Source organism: Halorubrum ejinorense (assembly GCF_055389685.1).
In genome coordinates, this window is sequence record NZ_AP043777.1 from 918,242 (window position 1) to 931,024 (window position 12,783).

Annotated in this window: 11 protein-coding genes; 8 read left to right on the forward strand and 3 right to left on the reverse strand. The window is 68.1% G+C overall.

Features of this window, described 5'->3' with window-relative positions:
• The first annotated feature begins 59 nt into the window (after window positions 1-59).
• Window positions 60-1,121 (forward strand): glutamine-hydrolyzing carbamoyl-phosphate synthase small subunit, encoded by a 1,062-nt coding sequence (gene carA / locus ACZ5KW_RS05630; protein ID WP_343775516.1) that lies wholly within the window; start codon window positions 60-62, stop codon window positions 1,119-1,121.
• A 184-nt stretch (window positions 1,122-1,305) separates the two neighbouring features.
• Entirely contained in the window at window positions 1,306-2,175 is an 870-nt protein-coding gene (surE, locus tag ACZ5KW_RS05635; protein ID WP_343775514.1) for a 5'/3'-nucleotidase SurE, read from the forward strand.
• A 33-nt stretch (window positions 2,176-2,208) separates the two neighbouring features.
• Here surE and ACZ5KW_RS05640 read toward each other — a convergent pair whose 3' ends face one another.
• Window positions 2,209-2,448 carry a hypothetical protein gene (locus ACZ5KW_RS05640; protein WP_343775510.1) on the reverse strand — a complete coding sequence of 80 codons (240 nt, stop codon included), beginning with the start codon at window positions 2,446-2,448 and terminating at the stop codon, window positions 2,209-2,211.
• Between the two features lie 354 nt (window positions 2,449-2,802).
• Here ACZ5KW_RS05640 and ACZ5KW_RS05645 point away from each other — a divergent pair, with 354 nt between their 5' ends.
• Together ACZ5KW_RS05645 and ACZ5KW_RS05650 are read left to right on the forward strand one after the other, a co-directional pair.
• On the forward strand, window positions 2,803-4,575 hold the full coding sequence (locus ACZ5KW_RS05645) for a glutamate--tRNA ligase (protein WP_343775508.1): 1,773 nt from the start codon (window positions 2,803-2,805) through the stop codon (window positions 4,573-4,575).
• Between the two features lie 77 nt (window positions 4,576-4,652).
• A complete protein-coding gene (locus ACZ5KW_RS05650; protein WP_343775506.1) occupies window positions 4,653-4,982 on the forward strand; it encodes a 4Fe-4S dicluster domain-containing protein in 330 nt (109 codons plus the stop codon).
• Window positions 4,983-5,408: 426 nt separating this feature from the next.
• Here ACZ5KW_RS05650 and tmcA read toward each other — a convergent pair whose 3' ends face one another.
• On the reverse strand, window positions 5,409-7,718 hold the full coding sequence (tmcA, locus tag ACZ5KW_RS05655) for a tRNA(Met) cytidine acetyltransferase TmcA (RefSeq protein ID WP_343775504.1): 2,310 nt from the start codon (window positions 7,716-7,718) through the stop codon (window positions 5,409-5,411).
• Between the two features lie 141 nt (window positions 7,719-7,859).
• Between tmcA and ACZ5KW_RS05660 the strand changes: the two genes are divergently transcribed.
• On the forward strand, window positions 7,860-8,306 hold the full coding sequence (locus ACZ5KW_RS05660) for a UPF0179 family protein (protein ID WP_343775501.1): 447 nt from the start codon (window positions 7,860-7,862) through the stop codon (window positions 8,304-8,306).
• Window positions 8,307-8,333: 27 nt separating this feature from the next.
• Here ACZ5KW_RS05660 and ACZ5KW_RS05665 read toward each other — a convergent pair whose 3' ends face one another.
• Entirely contained in the window at window positions 8,334-9,059 is a 726-nt protein-coding gene (locus ACZ5KW_RS05665) for a nucleoside phosphorylase (RefSeq protein WP_343775499.1), read from the reverse strand.
• A 186-nt stretch (window positions 9,060-9,245) separates the two neighbouring features.
• Here ACZ5KW_RS05665 and ACZ5KW_RS05670 point away from each other — a divergent pair, with 186 nt between their 5' ends.
• The 3 genes from ACZ5KW_RS05670 (at window position 9,246) to hmgB (ending at window position 12,708) form a co-directional block, all read left to right on the forward strand.
• Entirely contained in the window at window positions 9,246-9,434 is a 189-nt protein-coding gene (locus ACZ5KW_RS05670) for a hypothetical protein (protein WP_343775497.1), read from the forward strand.
• Between the two features lie 98 nt (window positions 9,435-9,532).
• Window positions 9,533-11,017, forward strand: a complete 1,485-nt coding sequence (locus tag ACZ5KW_RS05675) for a PKD domain-containing protein (protein WP_343775494.1) — start codon at window positions 9,533-9,535, stop codon at window positions 11,015-11,017.
• Window positions 11,018-11,364: 347 nt separating this feature from the next.
• Entirely contained in the window at window positions 11,365-12,708 is a 1,344-nt protein-coding gene (gene hmgB / locus ACZ5KW_RS05680) for a hydroxymethylglutaryl-CoA synthase (RefSeq protein WP_343775491.1), read from the forward strand.
• The last annotated feature ends 75 nt before the right edge of the window (window positions 12,709-12,783 follow it).

Sequence of the window (12,783 nt, forward strand, 5' to 3'; positions counted from 1 at the left end):
ATATCGTAACGCAACTTCGAACGACGCATTTATTACCTTTTGAGCGTACGTTTCTCGTAATGTCGGACGCCTACATCGCGCTGGCCGACGGACGCGTGCTCGAAGCGCGCGCCCGCTCGCCGGGGCGCACCCGTGGCGAACTGGTGTTCACGACCGCGTACACCGGCTACGAGGAGTCGCTCACCGACCCCTCCTACGCCGAACAGATCCTCACCTTCTCGTACCCGCTGATCGGGAACTACGGCGTCCGAAGCGAGCGATTCGAGTCCGACTCGGTCCAGCCGCGCGCCGCGATCGCCCGCGAGCTGACCGACGACGTCGCCGACTGGCTCGCCGACGAGGACGTGCCCGCCGTCGACCACGTCGACACCCGCGAGATCGTCACCACCGTCCGCGAGGAGGGGGCGATGGCCTGCGGGATCGCCGCCGGCCCGGACGCGACCCCCGAGGACGCGGTCGCGGAGATGGAGGCGTGTAAGCCGATGAGCGACCACGTCGACATCGGCGCGCAGGTCTCGGTGACCGAGCCGACCGTCCACGAGGGCGACGGGGACGCCACCGTCGCGCTGCTCGACTGCGGCGCGAAGGGCTCTATCATCTCCTCGCTCACCGAGCGCGGCGCGGACGTTCACGTCCTCCCGTACGACGCGACCCCCGAGGACGTGGCCGCCGTCGAACCCGACGTACTCTTCGTCTCGAACGGCCCGGGCGACCCCGAGAACTTCGTCGCGGCCCAGGAGGTCGTCGACGCGTTCGCGGGCGACCTCCCGCTTGCCGGCATCTGTCTCGGCCAGCAGGTGATCACGAGCGCGCTCGGCGGTTCGACCGAGAAGATGGCGTTCGGCCACCGCGGCGTCAACCAGCCGGTCAAGGACCTCCGCAGCGACAAGGTCGTGATGACCACCCAGAACCACGGCTACACGGTCGCGGACACCGGCCCGCTCGAGGTCACGCAGGTGAACGTCAACGACGACACCGTCGAGGGGCTCGACAGCGAGGAACTCGACGTCATCACGCGCCAGTACCACCCCGAGGCGAACCCCGGTCCGCACGACTCGCTCGGCTTCTTCGACGAGGTGCTGGCGATGGCGTCGTCCTCGCGTCGAATCGCCGCCGACTGACTCCTCGCCACGCCCGCCGTTCGGCCCCGCTCCCCGGTTCCCTCCGCTGACCAATCGGAGTACCACCCGGCCGACGTTCGCTGTCCTCGCGCCGCTCGCGTCCCTCGCCTCACCCGGCCCTCGACTCACCCGGCGGTCGCCGGAGACCGGCGACGTTTTCTCTCGTCCCCTCGCACGGTCGCGTATGCCAACCGAGATCCTGCTCACCAACGACGACGGGATCGACGCCGTCGGGATCCGGGCGCTCGCCGACGCGCTGTCGCGCGAGTACGACGTGACGGTCGTCGCGCCCGCGACGAACCAGTCGGGCGTCGGCGGCGCGCGCTCGTGGTGGGAGACGACGGTCGAGTACACCGAGACGGACCGCGGCTACGCGGTCGAGGGGACCCCCGCGGACTGCGTGGCGGTCGCGGACGTGGCGCTCGAACTCGACCCCGACGTCGTCGTCTCCGGCTGTAACCACGGGCCGAACATCGGCGCCCACATCCTCGGTCAGTCCGGGACCGTCGGCGCCGCGATGGAGGCCTCCTTCCTCGGAACGCCCGCCGTCGCGGTCTCGCTGTACGACCGCGGAAACCTCCCCGTGCCGCCGACGCTCGACACCGGGGACTTCGCGGTCGCCGGCGAGGTCGTCGGCGACCTGCTCGACCGGATCGACGACGGTCGACTCCCGTTCGGCGCCGACGTGTTGAACGTTAACGTCCCCGCGGCTGACGACGAGGCGGCGGTCGAGCCGACCTACCGACTGACCGAGCCGGCCCGGGGCTTCGACGTGATCGAGTTCCGCCCGGGCGAGGAGGGACCGGAAGACGAGAACGTCCCCGAGGGCTGGGAGTTCGGCGAGCGCCGCGGCGAGATGGGGATGGAGCTCCGCGACCGCTTCTGGCGGGAGTTCCTCCGCGGCGACGTCGCCGACGATCCGGGGTCGGACCGGCGCGCGGCGGTCGAGGGCGAGGTGAGCATCTCGCCGCTGTCGAGTTCGCGCGCGGTCGCCGGCGAGCGGGCGGGCGACCTCGTCGACTCGGTTCGCGGCGCCGAGACGGGCGCCGATTAGCTCCGACGAAACCCCACGGACCGGAGAAACGGGTCAGCGACGCCGTCGGGGTCGCCGCTGACCGCCGGCGAACTCGGCGGCGAGCCGCCCGAGGTACCACACCACCACCAGTCCGATACCGAACCCGACGCCCAGCGCGGCGAGCAACTGGAGCGGAGAGGGGTCCAACTGGAGGGCGAGCAGCGGCGGCGAGGCGGTGACGATCGCGAGCAGTACGAGCTTGATCTTCCGGTTCCCGGCGTCTCGCTCCGCTTCGGAGATGGGTCCTACCACCGCGACCCCCTCGACCGCGTTCCGACGACCGTCGACGCTACGCTCATGGCCGAACCACGACCCCGGCGACCATCAACCCGGCGAACCGGTTCGGCCCGTCGCGGTCGCGACCGACGAACCGCGCCGTTCGCCTCTTCGCGGTAATAAGTCTCGCGACCGTTCACGGTGGTATCGGAACATTACCGCCGTGAACGGTCTCGGCGGTTTAAGTCCGTCCGACGGTTTCCTCCGACTACCCCTACCCGCCGTCCCGGGCCGCCGGGCGGACGCGCCGAACCGAGCCGTGCGTCGGTCCGGGACACCCCTGACCGCCGTTTCGCGGCGTTTTTGACCCGACCCCGACAAGCCACGCCCATGGACGACGAACTCCGCGAGCGCGTCGCGGCGGCCGGCGAGGCCGCGGCGCTTTTCAACGCGCTCAAACACGGCAGCGACCCGGACGTGGGCGCGATCATGGGCCCGATCATGGGCGAGAACCCCGAGTTCCGCCCGCACGGCGACGAGATTCCGGGCGTCCTCGCGCCGATCGTCAACGAGGTCGGCGAGATGGACGAGGCCGAGCGCCGCGACCGGCTCGGCGAGCTCGCGCCCGAGCGGCTTGCGGAGCTGGAGGCGGACGACGAGGCGGACGACCGCGTCCTCCCCGACCTGCCGAACGCCGAGGACGGCGAGGTCGTGATGCGCGCCGCGCCGAACCCCAACGGCCCGTGGCACGTCGGTCACGCGCGGATGCCCGCCGTCATCGGGACGTACAAGGAGCGCTACGACGGCGAGTTCATCTGCCGGTTCGACGACACCGACCCGGAGACGAAGCGGCCCGACCTGGACGCGTACGACGCCATCTTGGAGGACATCGAGTACCTCGGCTTCGAGCCCGACCGCGTGCTGAAAGCGTCCGACCGGCTGGAGACGTACTACGATCACGCCCGCGAGCTGATCGACGCCGGCGGCGCCTACACCTGCTCGTGTTCCGGCGAGACGTTCTCCGCGCTCAAAAACGACGGCGAGGCCTGCCCGCACCGCGACAAGGACGCCGAGACGGTCCGCGAGGAGTTCGCGGCGATGGTCGCCGGGGAGTACGACTCCGGCGAGATGGTCCTCCGAGTCCGGACCGACATCGAACACAAGAACCCCGCGCTGCGCGACTGGGTCGCGTTCCGGATGATCGACACCCCGCACCCGCGCGAGGCGGCCGCCGACTACCGCTGTTGGCCCATGCTCGACTTCCAGTCGGGCGTCGACGATCACCTCACGGGCGTCACGCACATCATCCGCGGCATCGACCTGCAAGACTCCGCGAAGCGCCAGCGCTTCGTCTACGACTACTTCGGCTGGGAGTACCCCGAGGTGCTCCACTGGGGCCACGTCCAGGTCGACGAGTACGACGTGAAACTCTCCACGTCGACGATCAAGGAGCTCATCGAGCGCGGCGACCTGACTGGCTGGGACGACCCGCGCGCCCCGACGATCCAGTCCATGCGCCGCCGCGGCATTCAGGGGCAGGCGCTCGTCGACTCGATGACCGAACTCGGGATGTCCACCTCCGACGTCGACCTCGCGATGTCGTCGGTGTACGCGAACAACCGCGATCTCGTCGACGACGAGGCGAACCGCTACTTCCTCGTTCGCGACCGCGAGGACGATCCCGCCGTCGAACTCCCGATCGTCGACGGCGACGTGCCCGCGCCCGACGCGGGTCATCCGCGGTTCCACCCCGAACACCCTGAACGGGGCGAGCGCGAGGTCCCCGCCGGCCGGGTGGCGGTCGAGTCTTCGGACCTTCCGAGCGAGGGCGAGCGCGTCTGGCTCAAGGGGTACGGCTGCGTGCGGTACGACGGCGACGAGCTCGCGGCCCTCGACGCCGACATCGAGGTGGTCCGCGAGGGCGACGTGGACGTGATCCACTGGGCGCCCGTCGACGAGGGGCTCGACACGCTCCTCCGCACCGTCTCCGGCGACGTGCGTGGCGTCGCCGAACCCGCGGTCGCCGACGTCGATCCCGATACGGTCGTCCAGTTCGTGCGCGTCGGGTTCGCCCGGATCGACGGGTTCGACCCCGAGGCGACCGACGAGCCCGACGGGCCGAACGGCGAGGAGGACCTGCTGGCGTACTACGCGCACTCGTAGCGCGGTGTCTCGCCCTCCGACCGACCGAATTCGTTCGCCGCGGAGTTTAAACCCGCGACCGGCGAACGACGGGTAAGATGGCCATCGACTCGAACTTCGAAGCGAACCGCGAGCGGGTGGGCGAAGAGGACGGCGTCGCCGTGTGGGGGCCCGTCGAACCCCCGGAGAAGCAGGGCATTCGGGGCACCCACGTCGCGGTCGACTTCGACATCTGTCTCGCCGACGGCGCCTGTCTGGAAGACTGCCCGGTCGACGTCTTCGAGTGGGTCGACACGCCCGGCCACCCGGAGTCCGAGCGCAAGGCGAACCCGATAGACGAAGACCAGTGTATCGACTGTATGCTCTGTGTCGACGTCTGTCCGGTCGACGCCATCGACGTCGACCCCGGGCGCGAAAACCGGTTATAAATCGCCGTTGGCGGCGTGGTGTCGACTTCTCACGTCCGAGTTGTTCTTTTATAAAGAGTCGACCGCGGATCGACGGCCAACCCCGCCAAAGTCCCAGCAGCTCGGCTATACGGCTCTGACTGAGAACCGGCGGTGAACACCGCTGAAGCCCCAGCCGTGAGGACGGCGCACGCTCGTTGTCGCCCGAAAATCTTCGATTTTCGGGATGACGAGAGAGCTTCGCTCTCTCGAACCACGCGCTTCAGTGGCTCGCTCCGCTCTCCTTCCAGTGCTAACGTCGCCTGCGCCGTCCTCACGGCTGCCCCTTCGAGTCCCGCCCCGCACAGCACTGCCCCGCGCCTCACGCCTCCCCAGCCTCGTCGCCGGTGGCTACGCCGCCGGCGACGCCACCGCAGATCTATTCATAAGTAGTCGTCGCCGGTTCGCTCACTCATTCATAAATCGCTCCCGTTCCCCCCGCGCGAACTCGGTCCCGTAGCGCTCGACGAGCGGGACGTAGGCGTCGCCGAGCGCGCGCAGACACGCGCCCGTCGAGACGAATCCGAGGTCGGCGGCGACCGCCTCGGACGGGCGTCCCTGTAACACCTTCTCGACGAGCAGGCGCTCCTCGCGCTCGCTGAGGGGGTCGTCGTCGCCCTCGGGGCCCTCTATCAGCGCGGCGAGCGCGAGGTCGCGGAACGCGCCGGGCGCCGTGTCGTACATCCCCGGGCCGAAGGAGGCGCCGACCACCGAGCGCCACTCCGTTTCGGTGAGATCGACCGGGACGGGCGCGGGACACGCCCGGAGCGCTCCCCGGATCACGTCCGGGTCGACGCCGCGGTGCGCGTCGGAGAGGCCGTCGCGCTCGCGGTCGCGGAAGGCGACGGCGTGACGGTCGAGCAGGTCCCGTCCGGCCGCCGTCTCCGGGCGGAGCATGACCGCGGAGTGTTCGCCCGAGGCGTCGTTGCGCGTCGTCGAGAGGTGGACCGTCCCGTAGCCCGCGCGCCCCCAGAACCGGAGCAGTCGCGGCGTCGCGCCGTAGCCGACCGAGAAGTAGTCGACGGGATCGGTCTCGCCCCCCTCTGCCCCGAACTCCGCGTGGACCTCGTCGAGCAGCCGCGAGCCGAACCCCGCGTCCCGGAGCGCGTGGTGGGTCGCGATCCGGACCGTCCGCAGCCCGCGCGGCTCGGCGGCGCTCTCGTCGCGGAGCTGACTCGTGAGCACGTCGGGGACCATGTTCCCGCGGACGCGCTCGCCCTCGTACATCCGCCGTCTGGTCTCGGCGTCGAGCCCGCCCTCGCGAGCGAGCAGCGCGACCGCGACGACGCGCCCCTCGACGAGCAGCGCGCGCGCCACGAGGTTCGGGGCGTCGAGCAGCCGCGCGAGGTCGTTCGGCTCCGTGCGGTAGTGAGCGGCGACGAGCAGTCCGAACGCCTCGGAGAGCAGGGTCTCGTCCGCGAGCAGGTCCTCGGTCGGGAGCCGTCGGCACGTCGCCGCCTCGACCGTCGCGTCCGCGACCGCGGCGTCGACCGCGGGGCGGGCGTCCAACAGCAGTGCGCGCGCCGCCCACGCCTCAACCGGGTCGTCGCGTGCGTAGCGGATCGGCTCGTCGAGCCGCACGTCGCGGACCGCGAACGACGAGTCGAGGAGCCGCTCGTGGAACCGGACCGCGAACCCGCGGCCCGCGCCCTCGTAGCCGTGGACCGTCGTACAGAACGCGACGGCCGGGGCGTCGAGGAACGCCTCCAGCAGGCGAACCGGCAGCGCCGCGGCCTCGTCGACGATCACGGCGTCGACCTCGCCGGCGACGTCCGCGGCCGCCGCCGGGGTCAGGAACCGGACTCGGCCGCCCGCGGCGGTGCGAAGCTCGCGCCCGTCGTCCCCCCCGATTTCGTCGTCGCCCTCGTCGGCCTCGCTTTCGATCAGCTCTCGCGCTCGCGCGAACACCTCCGCGGCGTTCCGGAACGCGGGCGCGGTGACGAGCACGTCGTCGCCCCCGAGCGCGAGCGCGCCCGCCGCCAGCCCGGCCGCGCTCGACTTCCCGCGCCCCCGGTCGGACTCGACGACCACGGCGGAGCCGGGCTCGGTCAGCGTCTCGAAGGCCCGCAGCGCTCGCGCCTGATCGCCCGTGAGACACGACTCGTACGCGGTCGCGGGGAACGCCGCGTCCGGCGGCGCTCCGTGCGACGCGGCCGTGTCGGCGCCTCGGTTCTCCGCGTCCCCACCGTCGGCTCCGGTGAGCCCGTCGCGTTCGAGAACGTCCGCCGCGCCACCGTCGCCGAGCGCGACGATCCCGATCCCCGGGTGCGTCCGGAGCGTCTCGACGAGGCGCTCGCGGAACCGACCGGTCACGTCGTCGCGGCCGTACGGCGGGACCGCGAGCGACTCGTCGAAGCGGTCGCGGGTCGCCGGCCACTCGTCGAGCGCGGGCGTCAGGAGGATCAGGAGGCCGCCGCCGTCGACCGCGCCGACCGCGCGGCCGAGCGCGTTCGGGACGAACCGCTCGTGGCAGTCTAAGACGACCGCCTCGCGGGTGCGCCCCAGCAGTTCGTCGGCGTTCCGCGGGCGCGTTTCGTCGAACCGGAACCCCTCGCGCGTCGAGACGAGCGAGACCGCCTCGTCGTCGACCCCGAGCGACTCGACCGCGTCGTACGCCGCGTCGACGCCGCGGTCGCGGCCGCCGGCGAGCACGAGCACGCGCCGCTCGTTCGTCCGCCGGGCCTCGGCGCGTAGCTCCCGCGTGACCTCCGCGATCATCTCCCTCGTGGTTGCCGAGGGGCGGTCATGTGTCTTCCCCTCCGGGCGCGCCGCGCTCCGGACGACGACAGCCGGCTCGGTCAGTTTCCCCTGCCCGGTGGAGGCGGGAGGCTTACGGCCGCTCGGCGCGTCGCCTCGGACATGACGACGGTCACGCTCATCGGGACCCGGCTCGCCGACGTGGGCCGCGAGTTCGTTTACCAGGGCGAATCGACGGACTGCGAGGGGTGTCCCTACCGCGGGCAGTGTCTCAACCTCTCCGAGGGGACCCGCTACCGGGTGACCGGCATCCGCGAGAACGCGCAGACGCTCGACTGCGCGGTCCACGACGCCGGCGTCCGCGCGGTTGAGGTCGAACCCGCGTCGGTCCCGGTGAACGTCCCGTCGAAGCGCGCGTACGCCGGAAGTAAGGCCTCGCTCGCGGGCCCCTGCCCGCACACCGAGTGTCCGAGCCACGGGTACTGCGTCCCGGACGGGGCCGACTTCGACGAGGAGCGTGTCATCGACCAGGTGCTGGGCGAGCCGCCACACGAGACGTGCGCGCTCGACCGAGACCTGACGCTCGTGGAGTTCCGCGCCGAGGAGTAGCGGCCGTTCCGGTCGCGTCCGGGTCGGCTACAGCGACGCGACCGCGTTCAGCGTGATCCGGATCGCGCGTTCGACGTTGTCCTTCGCCTTCTCCGGCAGTTCGTCGTCGGAGTCCGCGCCCTTCTGCGAGCCCGCCACGAGGTTGCCGTCGACGGTACAGATAGCGCCCGCGGCGAGGCCCTTGCGCCGCGCGAGCGAGAAGACGGTCGCGGCCTCCATCTCGATCGCGAGCAGGTTCGCGTCGTTCCAGTCGTCGACGTACTCGTCGCTCTCGTTGTAGAAGGCGTCGTCCGAGACGATCGGCCCGACGTGGATCTCCTCGTCGTTGTCCTCCGCGGCCCCGACGAGTCCGGTGAGCACGTCGTAGTCCGGGACCGCGGGGTAGTTCGCGGACTCGTACCGCTTGCTCGTCCCCTCCTCCTTGGCCGCGCCCGTCGCGACGACCATGTCGCCGACCTCCATGTCGGCCTGCAGCGCCCCGCAGGTGCCACACCGGACGAACGTCTCGACGCCGACCCGCGAGAGCTCCTCGACGGCGATGGCGGCGGAGGGGCAGCCGATCCCGGTCGAGCAGATCGTGAGGTCGGTCCCCTCGTAGCTCGCGTTGACGACCTTGTACTCGCGGTTCTCCGCGACGACCTCGCTGTCGTCACAGAGGCCGGCGATCCGGTCGACGCGGCCGGGGTCCCCGGGGATGACCGCGATATCGTGGACGTCGCCTTCTTCGACCAGCAGGTGCGGCTGTTTCGCCATACGCGCGGCAACAGCCGCCGCGCGCAAAAACCGACCGGTCGGCGGGCGCGGTGAGGCTCACCAGCGCATTTTGATATCGCGGTATGAGATTTACGAGCGGTCCGAAACGGTGTCGTCAGCGCCCTCGTTTCGCCGGTCGGTCCCGTCGATCGACCGTTTTACCCGCCGACTCCGTCAGGTCTCGGTATGCCAGACGCCTCCGCAGACCTCGGCTCGACGCTTGCTGCCCTCACGGCGGCGTTCCTGCTCGTCACTGCCGCGGCCGGGACGCTGCTCGGCTTCAACTGGACGCAGGCGGTGTTGCTCGGCGGGATCGCTGCCGTCGTCGCGGCCGCGTCGGCGTGGCTGACGGCTCGGCGGGCGGACGCGGACTGAACCCGTCAGCCGCCCCGCGTTCCGGCCGCGGGTGAGCGAATATCGGGACTGAGAGTCCGACGGTGGCATTTATACCTACCCGCCGTCGACACCGCACAATGCGATTCAGTCGCGACCGTCGGGGCCAGTCGGTCGTGGTCGGGACGGTGATCCTGTTCGGGTTCCTGATCGTCGCGCTCTCGTTGTATCAGGTACAGATCGTTCCGCAGGAGAACGCGGAAGTCGAGTTCCAGCATTTCGAGGAGGTACGAAACGATCTGGTTGATCTGCGGGCCGGTATCCTGACTGCGGGTCAAGCTGATACCCCTCAATTCAAATCAGTCGAGTTGGGAACGAACTATCCAGTTCGTCTCTTCGCGATCAATCCGCCTCCACCGAGCGGAACGCTTCGAACTAGTGACTCGTACAACGTAACGATAACTAACGGATCCACCAATGTCTCAATTCCCTCTCGATTCGTTCGATACCAACCCGGATACAACGAGTTGTCACGCTCTCCGATACGGTACGATAATTCCGTTCTCTACCTCGACGCTCGCGAAAACGGTGGAAATATTGCCGTCATCGAAGAGCAAAGTATCGTCGATAACTCAACCGTTCGACTCACACTGCTACAAAATGAATTTCGACGCAGTGGCACACAGCAGGTAAATGTCGAACTCTACCCGACCGATACGCTATCTTCAGAGGACATTCCGGCCGGAGATCTCAATATAACGCTCCCTACCCGGATCAACGGTTCGGAGTACTGGGATGGGGCAATCGGTGATGAGCCAGTCTACACCGGCGTCAAGAACGACCACTACGACAGTGAGGTCCACGCGCTTACTCTCCAAGCAAACTCGAGCGAAGTCCGAGTGAATACAGTCGGTATACAGACGAAACCCAACGAAGGTGGGGCAAAAGCAAACATCCAGTCACCCACTGTCACAGACCCTAGTGAGCCTGACTCACAGATCTCAATGCGGGTTGACGACCTCAGCAACCGACGGGACAACAACCCCGAATTCTACGTCTCGTACGAGTTTAGTGGGCAAGCCGACACCGTTGAGATCTCTGCGTCTAGTACTTCTTCAACCGCAAGCGACTCCGTCACCTCTCCGGACACCAGAGGTGGCGTCTCGCTTACTCCTAGCTTCGGCGACGACGAAGAATTCGCCGTAATCGTCAGAGCGATCGATGGAGGAAGCACAGTCGCTCAGCGAACCATATTCACATCTGCTGACACACAAAACCCGACAGAAAACGACGATCTATCGCGTTCGGGAAGCGCCACCATCGACGCCTTAGACATCGAGGACCGTTCGAATCCGAGTAGCAATAAAGTTCGTTACAGGTTTACATACGATGTCTCTCCCGGCGGGTCATTCTCCGAAATTAGGTTCGACGTGCTCAGTCGCGACGGTAGTGGTGCGTCCGGTTCGACGACTCGCACGCAGCGTAGTGCGAACAATATCGACGTTAATCCGGGCGACGGGACGAATAGTCCGTATAAGATCTCGGTCCTTGTATTAGACACAGATGGAGTTGTCGTCGACAGTCGCATCACTGACGACTCCGCTGACGATAACGACCCTCCCTGAATGTACCATCCACAGTTCGAATCAGGGGCGTTCTCGACCGTTTTCATGACTAATACGCCTCTGCCCGGAAATAACGCGTGAACCTGACCGAACAATCGAGAGAGAACGTCCAGCCACGACGACCGTCAAAGTCCGGTCGCAGCGACCGTACCGGTCGTAGAAACTCATGCTGGCGGCTTACTGACGAGGAGCGCGGACGAGGTAGTTCACCAGCTGACGGTCATTTTCGAGCGGTTGGTGTACCGTTCGATCCCGAACTCGCCTGACGGCCGGTCCCTCTCAACTTTCCACGATCGACGTAAACCACCATCGACAAAGCCATATGGCGGCCGTATGAACGACCGTGTATGACCGCAGTCGGGATCGACGGCATCGAGATCTGGACCGGGAAGCTCAAACTCGACCTGCCGGGCACGTTCGCGCCGGAGAAGGGCGACGACCCCGAGAAGTACACGAAGGGGCTCGGACTCACCAACTCCTCGTTCCCCGACGTGTACGAGGACATCGTCACGATGGGCGCGAACGCCGCGAAGCGGCTGATGGACCGCAAGGGGCTCGTTCCCGAGGACATCGGGCGGATCGACGTCGCCACCGAGTCGGCGTTCGACCATTCCAAGCCGGTGTCGACGTACATCGCCGGCTGCCTCGAACAGGTGTACGACGGCGACTTCACCCACGCCAACAAGGGCGAGCGGAAGTTCGCCTGTCTCGCCGGCACGCAGGCCATCGACGACGCGTACAACTGGATCCGCGCCGGCCGGAACCGCGACCGACCCGCGATCGTTATCACGACGGACACGGCGCTGTACGCCCGCGGTGACCCCGGCGAGGCGACGCAGGGCGCCGGCGCCGTCGCGATGTTGATCGACGAGGACCCCTCGATCGTCGAGCTGTCGACCGATCAGGGCTACGGGTCGAAAGACGAGACGGACTTCCTCAAGCCGAACCAGCAGTTCCCCAGCGTCGACGGGAAGCGGTCGGTTCAGGTGTACCTCTCCCGGATGCGCGAGGCCCTCGAAGACTACGAGTCGGTCACGGACGCCATCGAACTGGAGGACTTCGTGTACGCCCCGTTCCACACCCCGTTCCCCGGGATGGTTCGGAAGGCGGCGCTGTTAGCGTACCGGCACGTCATCCGCGACACCGCTCACGAGGACGCGCTCGCCGACGAGATCGGCCGACAGCCCCGAGAGGAGGAGTTCGACGACCGCGAGGCGTACGAGGATGCTATCCGCGGGTACATGGACGACCTGAAGACGACGGAACAGTACCAGACGTGGTACGACACGGCCGTCGAGCCGACCCTGGAACTCTCCCGTGAGGTCGGAAACTGGTACACGAGCTCCGTCCACATCGCCCGCGTCAGCGCGCTGCGCGACGCGCTCACCCGCGACCGGGAGTTCGTCGGGAACACCCTGCTCGTCGCCTCCTACGGCTCCGGCGCGCAGGCCGAGATCCACGCCGAGACGATCCGCGAGGGGTGGCGCGAGGAGATCGAGGGCCTCGACATCGACGACCAGCTCGACGACCGCTACGACCTCTCGTGGGACGAGTACGAGGACGTCCACGACGTCCACGAGTACGACATGGACGTGGAACGCGAAATCGAGGAGTTCACCCAGCCGGACGGGGAGTTCGTCTTCACCGGCTGGGGCCGGATGAACGAGCGGATGTACGACTACGTGGAGTAGTCGCCGCCGCGTCTCGCTGAGCGGTCTCGCCGCCCCTTCCGCGATCCGCGAGTCCCCCGCAGCGGCCCGCAACCC

What these genes read in the sequence shown, in the direction of transcription:
- carA (WP_343775516.1), top strand. Translation starts at nt 60, where the DNA reads ATGTCGGACGCCTACATCGCGCTGGCCGACGGACGCGTGCTCGAAGCG.
- ACZ5KW_RS05670 (WP_343775497.1), top strand. Translation starts at nt 9,246, where the DNA reads ATGCCAGACGCCTCCGCAGACCTCGGCTCGACGCTTGCTGCCCTCACG.
- ACZ5KW_RS05665 (WP_343775499.1), bottom strand. Translation starts at nt 9,059, where the DNA reads ATGGCGAAACAGCCGCACCTGCTGGTCGAAGAAGGCGACGTCCACGAT.
- ACZ5KW_RS05660 (WP_343775501.1), top strand. Translation starts at nt 7,860, where the DNA reads ATGACGACGGTCACGCTCATCGGGACCCGGCTCGCCGACGTGGGCCGC.
- tmcA (WP_343775504.1), bottom strand. Translation starts at nt 7,718, where the DNA reads ATGATCGCGGAGGTCACGCGGGAGCTACGCGCCGAGGCCCGGCGGACG.
- ACZ5KW_RS05650 (WP_343775506.1), top strand. Translation starts at nt 4,653, where the DNA reads ATGGCCATCGACTCGAACTTCGAAGCGAACCGCGAGCGGGTGGGCGAA.
- ACZ5KW_RS05675 (WP_343775494.1), top strand. Translation starts at nt 9,533, where the DNA reads ATGCGATTCAGTCGCGACCGTCGGGGCCAGTCGGTCGTGGTCGGGACG.
- ACZ5KW_RS05645 (WP_343775508.1), top strand. Translation starts at nt 2,803, where the DNA reads ATGGACGACGAACTCCGCGAGCGCGTCGCGGCGGCCGGCGAGGCCGCG.
- surE (WP_343775514.1), top strand. Translation starts at nt 1,306, where the DNA reads ATGCCAACCGAGATCCTGCTCACCAACGACGACGGGATCGACGCCGTC.
- hmgB (WP_343775491.1), top strand. Translation starts at nt 11,365, where the DNA reads ATGACCGCAGTCGGGATCGACGGCATCGAGATCTGGACCGGGAAGCTC.